This window comes from Mesorhizobium sp. CO1-1-7 (assembly GCF_020164885.1).
GTDB lineage: Bacteria > Pseudomonadota > Alphaproteobacteria > Rhizobiales > Rhizobiaceae > Mesorhizobium > Mesorhizobium australicum.
Genome location: NZ_JAIUHA010000002.1, coordinates 613,532 through 632,511, shown reverse-complemented (window position 1 = coordinate 632,511; position 18,980 = coordinate 613,532). Strand labels below are relative to the sequence as shown.

Genomic DNA, 18,980 nt, shown 5'->3' with positions numbered 1-18,980 from the left:
GGGAGCTAGGCAATAGGGTGAAGGCGCGGGACGTCAGAAGAGATTACCTGGTTTCACCCTTTGCGCTTACGCCGCAAATGCTTTTGCTTATATCGAGCCTACTTTATTTTGTTCCATTTCTTGCCGGCGGCTTTCAGTACGTTGACGTTGGCGGAAGGAAGTATGATTTTACATATGATTTGGGCACGGGGTATGCCATCGCCGTTTCCACGGTTTGCATCGCCGCGGCGATGGTTGGCTTCGTTCCGAGACGCCAGAGTTTCGAAATTGAGGGAGATAGCCAAGGAGAGTCGTTGATAATAATCGCGATGATCATTATTTTCGGCGGAATTTCGATTGCGAACCCGGCACTTTTCTCCGCGTCTAAGGCGGATGTTTTATCGTCAACTGGTCGGTTTCAGTATATATTTTACAATGCCTGTATCATCGGCGTGGTCTTTGGGGCTCTGGCCGGGTGGAGAAAATCCAAGCTTGTTATGGCCCTGAGCTGCCTAGGATTAATTTTAACGCTCTATATTGGGCATAGATCCTCGGTTGCGATAACTATCCTATCTTTACTGTATTTAAGATACAGGAATGTTCCGTTGATGATGATAAGAAAACGGTATTTTATCGGCGGATTTTCAGTATTCTTTTTTTTGGCGGTGTACAAGTCTGTCTACTCCGCGGTGAAGGCGGGGAATTTCGAGCTTGTCGGCCAAAAAATAAAATTCGACCAGTTGTCAGATTCCACCCTTGTCGGGTTGGAGCAGTTCGTGACATTGGCTCATTTGGACCTTATCGTAAAATATAACTACACCTTGCCTTGTTCCAATCTCTGGTTGGTGCCACTTTCTTTCATTCCATTTTCGGATGCGGTCTTCGGCAAGGATGGCTGTACTTACAACGAGCAGGTCCAGCCGCTGCTTTTTCCGGGCTACAGTGGCGGTGTGGCGGCAAATATCTGGGCGGAGTTCTATGCAAATTTCGGATACGCCGGATTTCCGCTGCTCGTCATTATTCTTTCCCTGGTCTGTGTCGCCATCGAAGCAATAATCCGCAACGTGCGCAGCGCGACCCTCAAGTCTGGTCTGATCGTGGCGATCATCCACCTCACATTCTACATCCAGCGCAAGGAACTGCTCGGCGCGTTCATCTCCGCCAAGCGGGTCATCCTTGTGTCGCTTTTCATATTCGGGCTGGTGTATGTCCATCGAAAGTGCTTCCCGCAAGCGCCTGCGATGGAAGCGGGAGTGCGGGGCCTGCGCCGGGACCATGGCTGAGGACATGACGGCGATAGCCAAACCTTCTGGATGGATACGCGCGCGCAGGGTCGCTCGGGACGTCACCATGACCACATCCTCAAGTGGAGTGGCGGCTTTGTGTTCCGTCATCGCGTTGGCGCTCAATGCACGCTCGCTCGGCCCCGGAGATTTTGGCACCCTCGCCGTAATCCAGGCCTATGTCACGTTCATCTCCGGCCTCGCTACGTTTGAGAGTTGGCAGCCTGTCATCAGGCTGTCCGCCAGGTCCCGCTCGCGCCTTGGCCGGGCAGCTTCATGCGGGATCGCGCTCGACGTTTCGGCGGCCGTTGTCGCCACTGCGGTGGGGGTTGGTGGGGTCCTGCTGTTTGGGGAGTCGATCGGCGTATCCCACCAGGATCGGCTTCTGGCGCTGATCTATAGTCTCACCTTGCTGGCCAGCCTCGCGGGCACCCCCAAAGGCGTGCTTCGCCTGAATGGGCGGTACGACGTCATTGCCGGCAATCAACTCGCCCAGGGGGCTGCCGTGGTTGTTGCCTCGCTCGTCCTTTGGGCCATCGAAGCGCCTCTGATCGCCTATGTGGCTGTGTTGGCGGCGATCGGTGCGCTCTACAATCTGACGCTGTTCGTCCGGCTGCTTGTCTATGCCCGACGCGAGAACATCAAGCTATTCAATCCGCTTCGTTCCCGTTCCAGGCGGCGTTTCTTTTGGACATTCCTTGTCATGGCCACTGGGACCAGTGTGCTGTCGACTCTGGTGAGTGCTAGACGACATGTAGCCTTGTTCCTTGTCGCCGGTCTTTTAGGAGATGTTGCCGCCGGCGCCTATTCCGTGGCGTCGCGTCTGGCGACGATGATGTCCCGGTTGACTGGGCCCTTGAACCAGGTGATCTTTCCCGAACTCGCGAGACTGTCCAACGAAGAATCTCCGTCCCGCCTAAACAGGCTGAACGCCCGCATCACGATGGTCTCGGCAAGTGTCGCCGCGGGCATGGCGGCGGGCGGTGTCGTGCTGCAAAAATTCATCGTGGTTCTGGCCGCCGGTTCGGCCTATGCCGATGCCTCGCTGCTTTTCGCTATCTTGTTCGCGGCCGAGTGTCTCGGCCTGGCCGGAATGCATTTCAATCCTTTGATCCAGGTTCTGGCCGGAACAAAACCGCTTCTCAAGATCATGGCGTCGGCATTCATCGTCTACCTGCCGCTTTCGTTCGTCCTGTCGGGGTGGATCGGAATTCCGGGTATCGCCTGGGCCGGTCTGATCGCATCGGCGCTGGTCTACACGGCAATGATGGTGGTTTCGCAATTATTGCTGAAAAAGCAGATCCGAATCACGGAAAATATCCCAGGTCTGACAGTTTGAGATACTTGTTTTGCCTACCAAGATACCACACCAATGTTGTGCCTTGGGTGCGCATACTGACCTCGGCCGGGCATCATGTTGCAATCGACGTCGTCGAAATAGGGGCAACGGAGAATTACACACTTGTTTCTCCCAATGTAGTGGCACCATCGGCGCTGTCACGAAGAGTTATGCACATGGGTCCGAGCGATATCCCAAACTCGCCCTTTTCCTTTCCCGGTCTTGTTTCCTACTGGAGACATCTTCGGGTCGAGAATCCCGATGTGGTGATCGTGCGCGGCGTGACGCGATGGTTCTGCAGGGTCGCCGCGTTGTGTGCGATTTTGCAAGGCCGCAAGCTGGTTATCTACGATCAGGAGAATGTCAGGCCTCAGGCATGGAGCGGCACATGGATCCGCAGAGCTGTCTTTCGGCGACTCGGGATTGCGCACTTCACGTCACGGCTCCCGTCGAATCCTGGCTCCGTCGGTGCGGGAGGCGCCATGCCCCTGCCATTCGGAAATCCCTTCGAGCCGATCCGGATCGGAGCGCTGCGAGGCAGGCCGTTGCATTCGCCGCCCCGAATCCTGATGGTGGCAAAATACCGGGAGCGAAAGGGGCACAGTTTGCTTCTGAGGGCACTGGCGGTGATCTCGGCGTCCACACCATTCTCCATAACGTTGTGCGGCGAGGAGGCGACGCATTCCGACGCGGCTTTTTGTGAGGCCTTGCGGCAAGAGGCCCAAGCGCTTGGACTGGCGGACAGACTTCGGTTTCAAAACAACATAGCTCATGACAGGATGATCTCGATCTATGCCAGCCATGATCTCTTGATATTGCCCTCGCGTACGGAACCTGCCGCGGTATCTCCCGTCGAGGCCGCCTGGGCGGGATGTGCCGTATTGATGTCGCGCGACAGCGGCACGAGGCATTACCTCCCCCGGGGTCCGGGTTCGACTTTGACCCAGACGACCCGCAAGACATCGCTCGCGCGGTTGCCGGGCTTATTGCCCGGCCCGAGGACCTGCGGCTTGCAAGGGATGCATGTTTCATGCGCATTTCTTCAGTTGCCGATGATGAGGTGATCTTGCGGTTGTTCGAGACTTTTGGGACTGGAACCGGGCGGACGCGCGCGTCGATGAGCTGAAGGACATCCGGAGGGGCGGGGAGTGGGGCCCGAGGTGGGAAGGAAGATTGTCATCTCGATCAACACGTCCTGGAATGTGGTCAATTTCCGCAAGGGCCTGATCGAGGCGTTGCGGCGGCGCGGCTATGATGTCGTCGTCGTCGCGCCGAGGGACGAGTATTCATCCTTGATCCCAGGGATGGGTTGCCGCCACGTCGACATCGAAATCGACAATTCCGGCACCTCGCCTGTTCGCGACCTTGCGCTTCTGTGGCGCTACTGGCTTATCCTGCGCCGCGAGAAGCCGCTGGCGTTCGTAGGCTTCACCATCAAGCCCAACGTGTTCGGCTCGATGGCTGCAAACCTGAATGGCATTCCGGTCATAAACAATGTTTCAGGGCTCGGCACTGTCTTCCTCCAGGGCGGCCTTCTCCAGGGAATCGCCAAAGCCCTTTATCGCCTGGCGCTGGCTCGTTCGAAGGTGGTCTTCTTTCAGAACGACGACGACCGGATGCTGTTCGTCGGCGCGCGCATCGTGCGCAAGGAACGGACCGCGCTGCTGCCCGGCTCAGGCGTCGATCTCGCGCGCTTCTCGCCGTCGCCGCGCCAGCGCGCGCCGTCCGGTGCCATCGTATTTCTGCTGGTGGCTAGGCTGCTATGGGACAAGGGTGTCGGTGAGTTCATCGAGGCTGCCCGCCTCGTCCGTCGCCAAGCGCCTGCGGTGCGCTTCCAACTCCTTGGCTTTCTCGATGTCGAGAACCGAACCGCGGTCAGCCGCGCCGAAATCGAGCAATGGGTCGACGAGGGTTTGGTCGAGTATCTCGGTGCCACCGACGACGTTCGCCCTTTCCTGGACGCTGCCGATTGTGTCGTCCTGCCTTCCTACAGGGAGGGTACCCCACGCTCACTGCTCGAGGCGGCCGCGATGGGCAAACCTCTGATCGCCACGGACGTGCCCGGTTGCAAGGAGGTGGTGGACCATGCCGTCAACGGTTTCCTTTGCAAGGTCAGGGATGCCAGCGACCTGTCGGCACGGATGATCGATTTCGTGACGATGGACGGCCACTCCAGGGACGCGATGGGGAACGAGAGCCGGAAAAAGGTTGAACGGCAGTTTTCGGAAACGATCGTCGTCGAGAGCTACATGCATCAGATAGAGAAGCTTACGGCTGCCGCCACGTGATGAGCGGCCATCGCCTTCCGCTTCTCGGCCGTGAGCCGGCTGACACCGGATCTATTTCCGTCTTAGCGGCCGATCGCCGGGGCTTCATGAGCCGCTGCCAGTCCACAATTGTCCGACCCGGCGCAAGCTGCCGTGGCTGCATCGGTGATGGTGAACCACCTTCCCGTTCGCCAAGTCTGATCAGGAGCGCTCGCGCGCAGTCACGGGGCAAAGGATATCTCAATTGTTTTTCGGGTAATCTGAAATTCGCCGGCGATAATCAGAACTTTTCATGCGCTATTGCTAAAATGGTGAGCTCCCAAAGGCACGAGGCAAGTCAAAATTCTAGCGCCGGCGCGAAACAGGTTGGAATTATGGCAAAAAACTGTTACGCGCTGATGTCATGAACTTTTGATTTGGCAAATTCCAAGGAGCGGCTTCGAGAGAAGGGCAAAACGAATGAATCTCATCGTCAGAACCGTGGTGGTTGGATTTGTTGTTTCCGTCGGTTTCGGTTCCGCTCCCGCATTTGCTCAGAAAGCATCTTGCAGTTGCGCGACTGCCTATCATGGTGCGTCAAATCCGGTTGGATCCATTGTTTCCGTCAATGGCGATGTGATGGTGTCGCAGGCCGCCGGCTACGGCCCGGCCAAGGCAGGAAATATGCTTGATTCCGGCAGTCGTGTGGTGGTCGGCGCCAAGGGGTCGGCGTCCGTGGCCGTTGGCGGCTGCAACCTGGATGTGCCGGCGAGTTCGAGCCTGGATGTCTCTCGCGTCGAGGGCAACATCTGCCTCAAGCTGGTTGGCTCCGAGCAGACCGCCGCCATCCAGCAGTCTGGCGGAGCGGTCGGCGGTTTCGGTCCGCCCGAGGGAATTTTTTCTGGTGCGCTTCTTGCGACCGGCGTGCTTGCGGCTACGCAGGACGACGACAGCGCTGTCAGCCGTTGAAGGCTGTGGCCCATTGCCGTGATTGGCCGCGGCGCGCCGATAGTGTCTTTAGATGGGTTCGTTAACTATATTGCATTAGTAGTTGTTGAAATAGTGTGGGCGATCCTGGCGGGGAATAGCTGGTTTCGATGGGGCGGAAATGACGGGTCGAGTTGGAGTTGTTATTGCTTTTGTAGCGCTCGCAGCGGGAAATGTTTTGTTTGCCGGGTCCGCGGCTTTCGCACAGGCAGCGCAGTGTTCCTGCCTTGCGGCCATACCGGTTTCGGGAAGTGTGGTCGGCCAGTTGACCAACGTCCAGGGTGACGTGCGGATGTCACAGGCTGGCGGTTATACCGGTGTGAATGGCGAGGCGCCGGTCTATTCGGGCGCACGCATCATGACGGGGGCGCAGGCTTCGGCTTCCCTGGTTGTGGGCACCAATTGCGCGTTCAACGTTCCGGCGAATGTGACCGTCCAGATCGACCCTGCCGAGGGCGGTATGTGCGTGTCGTTCGATGCACCGCAAGCCGCTGTCGTGCCGGCCGGTTCCGAGCCCGGCGTTTTGCCGGTTCTCCTCGGTGCCGGTGCGATTGGCGGTGGCGCGGCCCTTCTTCTCGGCCTGCAGGATGACGATGACGCCGTCAGCCGCTAGTCGGTCCCCAGCGTTCCTGTTCTGCGTAAGCTTGTGAAATGCGTCATTCGCCGCCATGCGGGTGACGCGTTTGTATTTTGTCGAGGCAGCGGCGTCGCTTTGCCTCCATGCAGACAGAAACGCCAATGATTGACCTGCATTCCCATATTCTGCCTGGTCTCGACGATGGCTCTTCCAGTCTGGCTGAATCGCTCGAAATGGCGCGGCTGGCAGCGGCTGATGGGACAACGCATATGGTGTGCACCCCGCACGTCATGCCCGGCGTCTATGAGAACGGCACGACAAATATTGCCCAGGCAGTCGAGGCGCTGGTCAGGGAACTTGCTTGCGCCAGCATCCCGCTTGTCCTCTACGTCGGCGCCGACGTTCATGTTTCGCCTGATCTTCCCGACCGGCTGAAGCTCGGCAAAGTGCCGACGTTGAACGGATCGCGCTATTTCCTCTTTGAGCCACCGCATCACATCTTGCCGCCGCGGCTCGAGGATCTCGCTTCCCGCCTCGTTGGCGCGGGCTATATTCCGATCCTGACCCATCCTGAACGGTTGACCTGGATCAAATCGAACTATGACGTAGTCGAGCGATTGAACGCATTGGGCTGCCTTATCCAGCTCACGGCGGATTCGGTCGTAGGAGCCTTTGGCCGGACCGCTCTCTACTACTCGGAAAAGCTGCTCGACGAAGGCAGGGTGGACATCATCGCATCCGATGCGCACGGCCCGTCGAGGCGTCGGCCGGGGCTTTCCCAGGCGGTGGTCGCCATCGCAAATCGGTGCGGCGAAGATGAAGCCTACAATATGGCGGTGAAACGCCCGGGCGCGATATTGCAGAATCAGCTGCTCGCGCCCATTGGAAAAGTGAGCACCAAGAAATTGTATGCCGGCAGCGCGAGCCGTTTCGGCGGATTGGGTCGGCTGTTCAAGAGCGGGTCTCTGGGATGAACATTTTCGATCTTGCCAGAAACAATGCAGGTATGCCGACGCTGGCCGCGTTGCTTGCACTCTCTGCTTGCGCGAGCTCTTCTTCGACATCATCGACGGCCTCCGTCGAAGCGTTGCAACCGACATCGTCTTCGACGGCCCTTGCCGGCGGTGGTGCGCTGCAGGTGGTGAAAGACCTGCCAGCGCCGCAAAACACGCAAAATGGCAGCGAGCAGCCGCTGTCAGCCAACGACGTGCTCGAAGTCAGCGTCTTCCAGGTCGATAATTTGAACAGGACCGTTCAGGTCGATGCCAGCGGCCAGATTTCCCTTCCGCTCATTGGCGCGATGACCGCGGCCGGCAAGACCGTTCGTCAGCTCGAGAAGGAAATCGAGACCGCGTACGGCGCAAAATATCTGCAATCGCCCGACGTGACGATTTTCGTGAAGGAATCGGTAGGCCAGCGCATTACGGTCGACGGCGAAGTCAACAGGGCAGGCATCTATCCGGTGTCCAGCAGCGCTTCCCTGCTGGATGCGATCGCACTCGCCGGAGGATTCAATGCTGTCGGCGACGCCGGCAAGGTCTTCGTCTATCGCAATTTTGGCCAGAGCAGGCTGGTCGCCAACTACAATGTCGAGGAAATTCGCGCAGGCAAGAATCGCAACCCGCGCATCTACGGCGGCGACGTGATCGTCGTTTTCGCTTCGAAGTCGAAAATCGCGATGAACAATCTCAAGGACGCGTTGGGTCTCGCCTCGAGCGCGGCCCGCATTGCGGTCATTCCATAAGACAGGCACGGCCGGCCACGGACAAACCAGGATGACTTTGCGCCATGCTCGATCGCAACAGGCAGCCCCAAATTGCCGGCCCCGGATATGGCCAAGCCCTGTCCGCGGATCTTTATTACGATGGGGCGCAGAATTATAGCCCGTATGGTCGTGACTATGCCGCCCAGGACGAGGGCTTCAATCCGCTCCGTTTGCTGTTCTATGTCATCCAGTATCGCTGGCTGATCGTCATGATGGCCGTGGCGGGCCTCGTCGCCGGTGTCATTGTGACGATGATGCAGACACCCAAATATCAAGCGACGACGCAGCTGGAGGTTCTGGTCCCTTCGGCAAAGGTCTTCCAGGACATTGAGGTGGTTTCCGAAAACAGTGACGTCCGGGCGTTTCTGACCGCCCGGGAGAAATTGAAGAGCAGGGCCTTGGCGCAGCGCGTGGTCTTTCAACTGGGCCTAGCCGAAAAGCCGGACTTCCTGTTTCCGACTCCGAGTTTTTCAATCGGCAACATCTTCTACCGCGCCTTCGGAATTTCCAAATCGCTCTCGATCCAGGAAAAGACGCCCGAAGAGCGGGAAGGCATGGCGATCAAGCGCGTCCTCGATGACCTCACGGTCAATCTGGTGACGAACACCAGCCTGCTGTCGATCACCTTCGTCGACCAGAAGCCGAAATATGCGAGCGATGTCGCCAATCAGGTCGCCCAGAGCTTCATCGATCAACGTCTCGACCAGACCAGCGAGACGTCGGATCTGGCAAGGCAGTTCATTCAGGAGCAGGTCCTGCAGGTCAAACAGAAGCTGCAGAAGTCCGAGGAGGAACTGGTCGCCTATGCCAAGGATGCCGGCATTACCGTCACCGGCGACAAATCGCTGATCGGGTCAAACATCGAGGCCCTCAACACGGCACTCGCGACCGCAATCCAGGAGCGTCTCGATGCCGGGCGGATGGTGGATCAGGTGGACAAGGGGCGTGGCGCCAGTCTCGGTCCGGTTCTGGAGAGCGAAGGCCTGCAGAAGCTCAGTGAAAAGCTCGCGGACCTCACAAGCCAATACCAGCAGAAATTAGGCATCCTGAAACCTGGCTTTCCAGAAATGCAGCAGTTGCAGTCGCAGATCAAGGAACTGCAGCGGCTCTACAACAATGGCGTGCTGGCGATAACCGACTCGCTACGGTTGAAATTTCAGGAAGCGCAGAACAAGGAAGCCGACCTCAAGGCCAAGCTCACGGAGCTGGAAAAGCAGCAGATCGTCTTCAACGACAAGAACATCAAATACACCATCCTCAAGCGCGAGGTCGATTCCAACCGGTCGCAGTATGACGGCCTGATCGCCAAGCTGAACGAAGTCGGCGTGAGTTCTGAGCTCAAGACGCAAAGCGCTGCCGTTGTCGATTTCGCGACCCGGCCCTTGAGCCCTTATTCTCCTCGCCTCAGCATCAATCTTGCAATAGCCCTGGCGCTGTTCATGGCCTTGAGTGCGTCGATCATCTACATCGTCGAATTGCTCAACAACACCTTCACAAATCCGGAGCAGATCGAAAAAGAACTCGGATTGGCCATGCTCGGCATCTTGCCGCTCGTCGATGACCGGGAACTCATAGCCAGCATAGCCGATCAGAAGTCGGGGCTTTCGGAGGCCTATCGTTCGTTGCGGACGTCGCTGCAATTCTCAGGAGCGGAAGGGGCGCCGCGTTCGCTGCTGGTGACCAGCTCCGAACCGTCGGAGGGTAAATCGACCACATCGTTCAAGCTTGGCCAGGATTTTGCCGCTCTCGGCGCAAAGGTTCTGCTTGTCGACGGTGATTTGCGCAAACCCAATCTGCATCGGCTGTTCGGCCTCGACAACGCGATCGGCTTGAGCAATCTCCTGACAAACACCGTTCGCAAGGAAGATCTGGCCGGTATCTTCAGAGCGACGAAATATCCCAATGTGACTGTTCTGACGTCGGGGACGATACCGCCGAACCCGGCGGACCTGCTCTCTTCGCCCAAAATGGCGCTGATCATCACCAATCTCGGCAAGCGCTTCGATCTGGTCATCATAGATGCGCCGCCCGTCGTTGGCCTTTCGGATGCGCCGATCCTCGGCCGGCTTGCCGAAGGCACGCTGATGGTGATTTCCACCAACCAGGTAACCCGCAAATCCGCCAAAACGGCTCTGAAGCGTCTACGAGCAGCCGGAGCGAATGTCATCGGGGCAGCGATGTCGAAATTCCAGGTGAACAAGTTCGACTACAACTACGCCTACAAATACATGAATTCCCAGTATTACGAATACGGCACGAATATCCCGAAAATCGAGGGCAAAGTCGATGGTGGAGCAGGCCAGCCCGCGCATGCAAAGTCTCCTGCGTTCAGGCGTTTGGTTCGTCGCCTCCGTTCTGGTGTTGATGGCTTCGTCGACCGGGCTAAGTCGTCTTCTTGAGACGGGAACGCCAAGCGTCTCTCTCGCGCTGGATCCGTTGAACGTAGATGCTTTGATAGGCGAGATCGCCGGCGAACTGAACCAGACGAACGACGGTGCCGATCTCGACGGGTTGGCCGCAAAGGCCCGGAATGCGCTTCGCTTCAACGTCGCGGATGCACGCCTCTATAGCCTGATCGGTGAGATCAAGTATCGCCAGGGCGAGAAGGACCAGGCGTTCGAACTCTTTGATCGGGCTCGAATGCTGTCCAAGACCGAAATACACGCATTGCGGAGATCCATCGATCGCTCCGTCGAGACGGGCAACCTGGTAAGGGCTGTAGCCGAGATCGATATCTTGCTGCGTCGGTGGCCTGATCAATTTTCAACCGTGGCCGCCGGTTGGCCGGCCATTCTCGCCAATCCCGAAGGGTACGGGGCCGTGCTCGCCGCCATCCGGGCGGAGGCGCCATGGCGGGGCAAGCTTTTTTCGACCCTTGGCCAGAACCCCCAGGGTTTGGCAGCCGCAAACCAACTGTTGCTCGATCTCGCGGGGTCCCCGACGTCTCCAACGTCCAACGAATTGTCGGCCGTGATCGATGGCTACATCAAGCAAAGGCAATATGACCCGGCCTATCGGCTGTTTCTCTTCAGCCTGTCCGACGAGGAACGGAAACTGGGCGGCTACATTTTCAACGGCGGCTTCGAACCGGTCCACAGCGGCAAACCATTCGACTGGGTGATACACGACCGGTCGGGTATGGAGATCACCTTCGCCGGATCGCGGGATGCAGGTGAAAGCGACAGAGGAGCGACGATTCGATTTCTGAACACGCCCGTCAAGAACGCGGCGCTTCAGCAATTTATCGAACTTCCTCCTGGCTCCTACAGGATTTCCCTGAACGCTTCGGCCACGAATCTCAAACTGCCGAAGGAATTGTTCTGGTCTCTCAGATGCGTCGCTCCCTCACACGAGATCGCGCGCTTCAACATACCGGAAGGCACCTTCAACAGGCGAAGCCTGAGCCTGGACTTCACGGTTGGGCCGGCGGCGTGCCCGATGCAGTTGCTGAGACTGGAAACGGCCGCGATCGCACAGAGTTGGCGATTTCGGTATGTCGGGACGTTGGTCATGCACAAATTGAGCATCGAAAGTGTATCGTCGTGAGAGAACGGTCGCGACAGCCCACGCAGTGGGATAAATATCTTCTTGGCTCGGTGCTCTTTCTATCGATGCTGATTGGTGGCGGCACCGCGAGCGGTCTGTACACCGAGACGCTGATCGAGATTGCGGCGGTCATCTCCGCCGCGGCGATCCTCTCGAGGCCGTCGGAACAGGCAATTCCCCGCGCCGTGTTGTGGTTGCTTGCTCTTGTGGTTGCGGTGTTCTGTTTTCAGGTCGTGCCGCTGCCCGCGACCCTGCTCGAGGGGGTACGGCCCGCGGTGCTGCTTGCGGATCCATGGCTGGATGGCGAAAGCCGGTTGCGCTTCGTCAGCGTCGGAGTGGGGCGCACCATCGAGTGCATGCTCTATTTTGTCGCGGCCGCGGCGTTCTTCCTCGCCGTCCTGCGCCTGCGCGCTGAGCAGGTCCACGGTCTTCTGCCGTTCTTTTTCATGGGGGTGATCTGCAATGGCCTGGCGGCGGCGATCCAGTATTCGCTCTCCGATACCGTCGCCATCGAGGGACTGCTGCCGTTTACCATCAATGCGGGTCTCTTTGCCAACCAGAACCACTTCTCGGCCTTGCTCTTCGTCTCGATCCCCTTCGTGGTATATTATGGCTTGTTCCGCGGCCACCTTCTTTCAGGAGCGCTCGGTCTGGTAACCCTCCAGCTGCTGCTTCTGGCCGCCGGTTCGCGGGCCGGCATTTTGATCGGGCTGGCGATCACCGCCATCTCCGTTGTCTTCCTGTCCGCGCGCTCGAGGGTTGGTGGTTATGGCATCCTCGCGGTTTTCATCGGTCTTTCGATCTACACGATCGGCGCGTGGGCAAAGATCGATGCCAAAGTGGTCGACCCGGCCTTTGGACGAGCCGAATTCGCACGGACCACGATTGAGGGAATTGAACAGAATTGGACCACCGGTGTCGGATTTGGTGCTTTTCAGAAGGTTTACCAGATCCATGAAAAAGGCAGCATGATCTTCAAGTCTTATGTCAATCACGCGCACAACGATTATCTGGAATTGGCGTTGGAGGGCGGTTTGCCGGCTATCCTGCTGATGGTTGCCTATGCGGTGCTGCTGTCCGCATCGTCAGCTAGAATTCGCGGAGAACCGTTGCAGAAGGCGGCCTTTCTGTCGCTGGCTTTTCTGCTCGTTCATTCCCTCGTCGATTATCCCTTGCGAACCGCCGCCCTTGCGATGACATTTGCCTGTTTGAACGGTATTGTCTTTCACCGCGGTTTTGCCGATCGGCTCGACCAGAGGGATGAACCGGGCAAGGCCAGCCGCCGTGACGAGGACAATCTGCTTGTCCCGGCCAAGGCATCGGCCTTGCCAGGTTCGGCCGAAGCGGGAGGCGCCGGTAGACCGGTATCGAACCCAGCCGATGCGTTTGTTGCTTGCCGCGATTGACAAGCCAATGCATGAAACCTAAGCACAGGCCCTGAGGGGAGGGACTTAGGCATGGCAAGGAGAGCTTCTTGAAAGGAATCATCCTTGCTGGAGGCAGCGGAACGCGTCTTTATCCGTTGACCTTGGCAGTCTCTAAGCAAATACTCCCAATATACGACAAGCCCATGATCTATTATCCGCTGAGCGTTTTGATGCTCGCCGGAATCCGCGAGATTTTGGTCATTTCCACGCCACGGGATCTGCCGGTTTTCCGCGATCTGCTAGGCAACGGATCGGAATTTGGGCTTGAGCTGACCTATGCCGAGCAGCCGCATCCCAATGGTCTGGCGGAAGCCTTCATCATCGGCCGTGATTTCATTGGTGCGGATAGCGTATCGATGATCCTGGGCGACAACATTTATTTTGGCGATGGGTTGTCGAAGCTTTGCCGCACGGCGGCATCGCGTGAAAGCGGCGCTTCGGTGTTCGCCTATCATGTCGAGGATCCCGAGCGCTATGGCGTGGTGTCTTTCGACAAGGCGACCGGAACCGCGCTGACGATCGAGGAAAAGCCACAAAAGCCGAAGTCCAACTGGGCCGTCACGGGTCTCTATTTCTACGACAACGATGTTGTTGAAATCGCCTCGACGATCCGGCCCTCGGCGAGAGGCGAGCTCGAAATCACGGCGGTCAACAATGCCTATCTCGAGCGTGGCCAGTTGCAGGTGCATCGGCTGGGACGCGGTTATGCCTGGCTCGACACAGGCACCCATGACAGCCTGGATGACGCTTCTTCGTTCGTGCGCACAATCGAACGCCGCCAAGGCATCAAGGTTGCCTGTCCGGAGGAAATCGCCTTCGAACAAGGGTGGCTGAGCGCTGACGAGGTGTTGCAGCGTGCAGCTCGCCTGGGAAGGAACGAATACGCCGCCTATCTACGCCGACGTGTCGTCGAGCTGTCGGAGGGCTAAATGCTCGAGGTGAGATCCCTTGGCATCGAAGGTCTGCTGGAAATCATTCCCAAACGCCATGGGGACGCGCGCGGTTTCTTCATGGAAACCTACAATGCCGAGCGTTTTTCGCAGGCCGGCATCGACCTGGTTTTCGTGCAGGACAACCACTCCTATTCCGCCGCCGCGGGCGTGCTGCGCGGGCTCCATTACCAGCTAGCGCCGCGTGCCCAGGACAAGCTGCTGCGGGTGATCCGCGGCAGCATTCTCGATGTCGCCGTCGACATCCGCCGCGCCTCGAAGACCTTCGGAAAATGGGTCCCCCTCGAAGTGTCGGCGCAAAAAGGCAACCAGATCCTGGTGCCCAGGGGCTTCGCGCACGGCTTCGTCACGCTCGTGCCCGACACCGAGGTGCTGTACAAGGTGACCGACACCTATTCGCCCGAGCACGACCGGTCGATCCGTTTCGACGATCCTGCCATCGATATCGAGTGGCCGTCGCTGGCCGGCGGCTTCCAGCTTTCGGACAAGGACCTCAAGGCGCCGCTGCTCGCCGTCGCCGAGGTATTCGCCTGATGGGTGTTTGCGTGAGGACTGCGGTATGAATTTTCTGGTGACGGGCGGTGCCGGCTTCATCGGCTCGGCGGTGTGCCGGCATTTGTGCGCCAACCCGGCCTACCGGGTCACCAATCTCGACAAGCTGACCTATGCGGGTAATCTGGCGTCGCTGCGGCCGATCGAGAACGCCGATAATTACAGCTTCGCCCAGGCCGATATCTGCGACGAGAGGGCGGTGCTCGACCTTCTACGCCGGCACGATATCGACATCGTCATGAACCTGGCCGCCGAAAGCCATGTCGACCGCTCGATCGACGGACCGGGCGCCTTCATCGAGACCAACATCGTCGGCACCTACAAGATCCTCAACGCCGCGCTGGAATACTGGCGTGGCCTGTCCGACGACAGGAAAAGCCGCTTCCGCTTCCATCACGTCTCCACCGACGAGGTGTTCGGCGACCTGCCTTTCGACAGCGGCATGTTCGTCGAGGAGACGCCCTACGCGCCGTCCTCGCCCTATTCCGCCTCGAAGGCGGCCTCGGACCATCTGGTGCGCGCCTGGCACGAGACCTACGGCCTGCCGGTCGTGCTTTCCAACTGTTCGAACAATTACGGCCCCTATCATTTTCCCGAGAAGCTGATCCCGCTCGTCATCCTCAACGCGCTCGACGAAAAGCCGCTGCCGGTCTATGGCGCCGGCGCCAATGTGCGCGACTGGCTGTTCGTCGAGGATCACGCGCGCGCCCTGGAACTCGTCGCCACGAAAGGGCAGCCGGGCGAGAGCTACAATGTCGGCGGCAATTCGGAACGCACCAACCTTGCCGTCGTCGAGACGATCTGCGACCTGCTCGACACCAGGCGTCCGCGCGCCGGCGGCAGGCGCTATCGCGAGCTGATCTCCTTCGTCACCGACCGTCCCGGCCACGACCGCCGCTACGCCATCGACGCCACCAAGATAAGCCGCGAGCTCGGCTGGACGCCCAGGGAGAATTTCGACAGCGGCCTTGCCAGGACCGTGGACTGGTTCCTCGACAACGAATGGTGGTGGGGGCCGATCCGCGAACAGCGCTATGCCGGCGAAAGACTGGGCGAAGCCCGCAAGGTGGGCGCGTGAGGCTGCTTGTCACCGGACGCGACGGCCAGGTCGCGGCAAGCCTGCTCGCGGCCGGCCAGGCGCGCGCGGGCGTGGAGGTCGTCGCCATCGGTCGCCCGGAGCTTGACCTGGCACGGCCCGACACCATCATCGACGCCATCGCGGGTGCCAAGCCTGATATCGTCGTATCCGCTGCCGCCTACACCGCCGTCGACCAGGCCGAGGACGAGCCCGATCTGGCCTTTGCGGTCAACGCGACCGGTGCCGGCAAGGTGGCGGAGGCCGCGGCGAGGCTGGGCGTGCCGGTCATCCATCTTTCGACCGACTATGTCTTCGATGGAACCAAGGCCGATGCCTATATCGAAACCGACCCGACGGCGCCGCTCGGTGTCTACGGCGCCTCCAAGCTAGCCGGCGAGCAGGCGGTGGCATCAGCCAATCCGCGCCACCTGATCCTGCGCACCGCCTGGGTCTACAGTCCGTTTGGCAAGAATTTCGTGAAAACCATGCTGCGGCTCGCCGCCGACCGCGATGAGATTTCGGTGGTATCAGATCAGTGGGGAAATCCCACATCCGCGCTTGATGTCGCCGACGCGATCCTGCATGCGGCCACCATGCTGCATGGCGACTTCGCCGTGTTCGGCACCTGTCATCTGGCCGGCACGGGCGAGACCAACTGGAGCGGCTTTGCCCGTCATATCCTCGACACAAGCCTGAAGTTTGGTGGTCCCTGGGCGCGGGTAGGGGATATCACGACGATGGACTACCCAACCAAGGCGCGCCGCCCCGCCAACTCTCGGCTATCGAGCGCGAAATTCGGCGCGTCATTCGGATGGACGGCGCCGGACTGGCAGAAGTCGGCCCGAGAAGTGGTCCATCGTCTCGTAAGCGGGGGCTCCAATGGTCCCTATGCATGACCAAGCAGCGGCCGGTGGAAGGATTCACTGGTTGTCGCGGCGCAAAGCCGTTCAGCGGCGGCGACTATCGAGCTGGCGGTAGAGATCGGCATAAGCCTTTCCCATCCTGTCGGCTGTAAAGAGCCTGATGTAGCGATCACGGGCAGCTTGCCCCCAATTCGCTGCTTCGACGGGCGAATCGACGATCTGGTTGATGGCTTCGGCCAGGCGTGCTGGATTTGAAGGCGGAACGACTAGCCCCGTCTCGCCGGCTTTGTTCACATAACTTGTTCCCGTTCCAATTTCGCATGAAATCATCGGTTTGCCGCACATGGCAGCCTCCACCAGTGAAAGCCCGTAGGCTTCCGACCTCTGGTTAGACGGAAAAACGAAGCCGAGGCAGTTGCGCAGGAGCGCCATCTTATGCTGCTCCATGACCTCGCCAAGAAACATCACATTGCGGCGCAACGTCTTGGCCTGAAGCTTGAGGCTCTCCTCGATAGGCCCCGACCCGGCAATAACGATCTTGCACCTGATCCTGTCGGCTGCCTCAATCAGCACGTCCAGCCCCTTGTAATAGCGCAAGACGCCGACGAATAGCACGAAAGGCTCCGCCACAGCCGCTTGGCACCAGCTGTTGTCGGCTTCGGTCGGCGTGGGATAAGCCGTTTCATCTATGCCGATGGGAATGATCGTCGATTTGCCCCCCAAGGCTCTGAGAACGGGGCTCGATTTCAAATAGTCCGGAGACGTCGCGACGATAGCGTCGACGTCCTTCAGGAAGCGCAGCATCAGCGGTCGATAAAGAGGCAGGATGAGTTTCTGTTTGACGATATCGGAATGGTAAGTGACGACCGTCGGTTTGCCGTGACGGGCGTGAAAATGCACGATGTCCATGAACGGCCATGGAAAATGGTAATGTATCAGGTCGGCATTTTTGGCGAGCGCTCTGAATTCCCGAAAGACCTCGCGTGAAAAACCGGTCGATGCCAGCTCGAAATCCAGTTTGGCCTTGCGGGCCATATGCCCATCGAAAGCCCGTGTGTTCTCGCCAGGGATTCGGCTCAACGAAAGCACTTCGGTTTCGATGCCGTGGCGCGCCGTGCTTTGCGCGATGGCATGGATCGTCCGCTCCACGCCGCCAAACGTATCCGGCCAGTAGGTCTTGAAGAAGTGCAGGACTTTCAAACGCGGGTCTTCCGTCTTTGCTCGATGGCCTGCTCAAAAATTTGCAGCATGCCCTTGGCGTGGTTCTCCCAGGTGAAGCGCCCGGCATTTTTCTTCGCATCCGCAGCGATCCCGTTCCGGAATTCCACATCGGTACAGAGGCGGTGGAATGCAGCGGCGATTGCCGCAGGATCTTCCGGGTCGACGAGCACGGCATTGCTTCCCGCCACTTCAGGCATTGACGAGGTGTTCGACGTCAGCACCGGTTTGCCGAAAGACTGTGCCTCGACGATCGGAAAGCCAAACCCCTCGTAAAGCGATGGCATCGCCAGAAAGAGGCAATTCGCATAGAGCGTGGCGAGCGTCGCGTCATCGACGAAGCCGGTAAACTTGATATTCGTCTCAAGCGCGCTGTCGCGCACGTCGCCGGCCAGGCTCGTCTGCTTCCAGCCCGTGCCGCCGACGATAACCAGGTCGCAGCGCGACCGGGCGCTCTGCGGCAGGAGGCCATAGGCCTTAACCAGGTTGCCGAGGTTCTTTCGCGGCTCGAGCGTGCCGACGAAAAGCGCGTAGGGCTTGGTGATGCCGAGGGGCGCCAAACTCGAAAAATCGCTCGGAGCCGGCAACGCGGTCGTGCCGGGTGCGACCGTCTTGATCGGCGATTTCAGCCAGGGAAACTCGGCGGTCAAGGCGGCGGCCGTTGCTGTCGAATCCGCGACCACGACATCAGCGGTTTTCAGCGCGGGCTTCATCATCAAGCGGTCGCCCAGCCAGGTCCGGGTCCGCATGGTCTGTGCGGCGTACAGCCAGACGAGGTCATGAATCGTGACCACCCTTCCGATGCGCCTGTCCAGGATGAAGGGCAGGCGATGGGACGGCCCCCACAAGACATCCACCCGATCGCGCAAGGCCCAGGAGGGCAGGACTGCCTGTCCCCAGAACACCCTCGCGTAGGGACCATTGAAGTTGGCGACCTGGACGGAAACGCCAGGCGGAATATCATAACTCGCATTGATCTTGCTCGGCGCATAGACAAACACATCGGCGCCGAGCGCCACCAGCGCTTTGACCGAATTGTGCACGAACCTGCCAATTCCATCGGTGGCTGATCCGAGATTCCTGCCGTCGATCCCTATTTTCAATCGTCTCTCCGGAAGCGAATTAGGCAAAGAATGCCGGACATTTTTGCGGCGATAGCAGGACAACGCT

Annotated in this window: 17 protein-coding genes; 15 read left to right on the top strand and 2 right to left on the bottom strand. The window is 59.1% G+C overall.

Features of this window, described 5'->3' with window-relative positions:
- Positions 1 to 17: 17 nt before the first annotated feature.
- The 15 genes from LB516_RS06500 to rfbD all read left to right on the top strand — a co-directional run bounded on the left by LB516_RS06500 (position 18) and on the right by rfbD (position 16,625).
- The gene (locus LB516_RS06500; protein ID WP_224719164.1) at positions 18 to 1,262 is read left to right on the top strand and encodes a hypothetical protein; all 1,245 of its coding nucleotides are present in this window, start codon (positions 18 to 20) and stop codon (positions 1,260 to 1,262) included.
- Positions 1,186 to 2,601: a lipopolysaccharide biosynthesis protein gene (locus tag LB516_RS06495; RefSeq protein ID WP_318011808.1), complete on the top strand. Its 1,416-nt coding sequence runs from the start codon at positions 1,186 to 1,188 to the stop codon at positions 2,599 to 2,601. The genes LB516_RS06500 and LB516_RS06495 overlap by 77 nt, the downstream gene beginning before the upstream one ends.
- A 176-nt stretch (positions 2,602 to 2,777) precedes the next feature.
- A complete protein-coding gene (locus LB516_RS06490; protein WP_224719163.1) occupies positions 2,778 to 3,665 on the top strand; it encodes a glycosyltransferase family 4 protein in 888 nt (295 codons plus the stop codon).
- A gap of 96 nt (positions 3,666 to 3,761) precedes the next feature.
- Complete coding sequence (locus tag LB516_RS29000; protein ID WP_140717757.1) at positions 3,762 to 4,889, top strand: glycosyltransferase family 4 protein; 1,128 nt, start codon at positions 3,762 to 3,764, stop codon at positions 4,887 to 4,889.
- A 438-nt stretch (positions 4,890 to 5,327) separates the two neighbouring features.
- On the top strand, positions 5,328 to 5,816 hold the full coding sequence (locus tag LB516_RS06480; RefSeq protein WP_224719162.1) for a hypothetical protein: 489 nt from the start codon (positions 5,328 to 5,330) through the stop codon (positions 5,814 to 5,816).
- Between the two features lie 196 nt (positions 5,817 to 6,012).
- A complete protein-coding gene (locus LB516_RS06475; protein WP_224683664.1) occupies positions 6,013 to 6,447 on the top strand; it encodes a hypothetical protein in 435 nt (144 codons plus the stop codon).
- 125 nt (positions 6,448 to 6,572) lie between these two features.
- Positions 6,573 to 7,385, top strand: a complete 813-nt coding sequence (locus LB516_RS06470) for a tyrosine-protein phosphatase (RefSeq protein WP_140618677.1) — start codon at positions 6,573 to 6,575, stop codon at positions 7,383 to 7,385.
- A gap of 32 nt (positions 7,386 to 7,417) precedes the next feature.
- Positions 7,418 to 8,155, top strand: coding sequence for a polysaccharide biosynthesis/export family protein (locus LB516_RS06465; protein WP_224526015.1), 738 nt, complete (start codon positions 7,418 to 7,420; stop codon positions 8,153 to 8,155).
- A 44-nt stretch (positions 8,156 to 8,199) separates the two neighbouring features.
- Entirely contained in the window at positions 8,200 to 10,575 is a 2,376-nt protein-coding gene (locus LB516_RS06460; RefSeq protein WP_224719161.1) for a GumC family protein, read from the top strand.
- On the top strand, positions 10,463 to 11,722 hold the full coding sequence (locus LB516_RS06455; RefSeq protein ID WP_224622167.1) for a tetratricopeptide repeat protein: 1,260 nt from the start codon (positions 10,463 to 10,465) through the stop codon (positions 11,720 to 11,722). Before LB516_RS06460 ends, LB516_RS06455 begins: the two co-directional genes overlap by 113 nt.
- Positions 11,719 to 13,128, top strand: coding sequence for an O-antigen ligase family protein (locus LB516_RS06450; protein WP_224622166.1), 1,410 nt, complete (start codon positions 11,719 to 11,721; stop codon positions 13,126 to 13,128). Before LB516_RS06455 ends, LB516_RS06450 begins: the two co-directional genes overlap by 4 nt.
- 68 nt (positions 13,129 to 13,196) lie before the next feature.
- On the top strand, positions 13,197 to 14,078 hold the full coding sequence (rfbA, locus tag LB516_RS06445; RefSeq protein ID WP_015318725.1) for a glucose-1-phosphate thymidylyltransferase RfbA: 882 nt from the start codon (positions 13,197 to 13,199) through the stop codon (positions 14,076 to 14,078).
- A complete protein-coding gene (gene rfbC / locus LB516_RS06440; RefSeq protein ID WP_015318724.1) occupies positions 14,079 to 14,633 on the top strand; it encodes a dTDP-4-dehydrorhamnose 3,5-epimerase in 555 nt (184 codons plus the stop codon). It begins immediately after the preceding gene.
- 25 nt (positions 14,634 to 14,658) lie between these two features.
- The gene (gene rfbB / locus LB516_RS06435; RefSeq protein ID WP_224719160.1) at positions 14,659 to 15,729 is read left to right on the top strand and encodes a dTDP-glucose 4,6-dehydratase; all 1,071 of its coding nucleotides are present in this window, start codon (positions 14,659 to 14,661) and stop codon (positions 15,727 to 15,729) included.
- Complete coding sequence (rfbD, locus tag LB516_RS06430) at positions 15,726 to 16,625, top strand: dTDP-4-dehydrorhamnose reductase (protein WP_224719159.1); 900 nt, start codon at positions 15,726 to 15,728, stop codon at positions 16,623 to 16,625. The genes rfbB and rfbD overlap by 4 nt, the downstream gene beginning before the upstream one ends.
- A gap of 51 nt (positions 16,626 to 16,676) precedes the next feature.
- Here rfbD and LB516_RS06425 read toward each other — a convergent pair whose 3' ends face one another.
- Both LB516_RS06425 and LB516_RS06420 read right to left on the bottom strand, forming a co-directional pair.
- The gene (locus LB516_RS06425) at positions 16,677 to 17,792 is read right to left on the bottom strand and encodes a glycosyltransferase (RefSeq protein WP_224719158.1); all 1,116 of its coding nucleotides are present in this window, start codon (positions 17,790 to 17,792) and stop codon (positions 16,677 to 16,679) included.
- Entirely contained in the window at positions 17,789 to 18,913 is a 1,125-nt protein-coding gene (locus LB516_RS06420) for a glycosyltransferase family 4 protein (protein ID WP_140663280.1), read from the bottom strand. The genes LB516_RS06425 and LB516_RS06420 overlap by 4 nt, the downstream gene beginning before the upstream one ends.
- Between the last annotated feature and the right edge of the window lie 67 nt (positions 18,914 to 18,980).

Coding starts and splice junctions, on each gene's coding strand:
- LB516_RS06495 (WP_318011808.1), top strand. CDS start 1,186: ATGTCCATCGAAAGTGCTTCCCGCAAGCGCCTGCGATGGAAGCGGGAG.
- LB516_RS06490 (WP_224719163.1), top strand. CDS start 2,778: ATGGGTCCGAGCGATATCCCAAACTCGCCCTTTTCCTTTCCCGGTCTT.
- LB516_RS06480 (WP_224719162.1), top strand. CDS start 5,328: ATGAATCTCATCGTCAGAACCGTGGTGGTTGGATTTGTTGTTTCCGTC.
- LB516_RS06470 (WP_140618677.1), top strand. CDS start 6,573: ATGATTGACCTGCATTCCCATATTCTGCCTGGTCTCGACGATGGCTCT.
- LB516_RS06465 (WP_224526015.1), top strand. CDS start 7,418: ATGCCGACGCTGGCCGCGTTGCTTGCACTCTCTGCTTGCGCGAGCTCT.
- LB516_RS06460 (WP_224719161.1), top strand. CDS start 8,200: ATGCTCGATCGCAACAGGCAGCCCCAAATTGCCGGCCCCGGATATGGC.
- LB516_RS06455 (WP_224622167.1), top strand. CDS start 10,463: ATGGTGGAGCAGGCCAGCCCGCGCATGCAAAGTCTCCTGCGTTCAGGC.
- rfbC (WP_015318724.1), top strand. CDS start 14,079: ATGCTCGAGGTGAGATCCCTTGGCATCGAAGGTCTGCTGGAAATCATT.
- rfbB (WP_224719160.1), top strand. CDS start 14,659: ATGAATTTTCTGGTGACGGGCGGTGCCGGCTTCATCGGCTCGGCGGTG.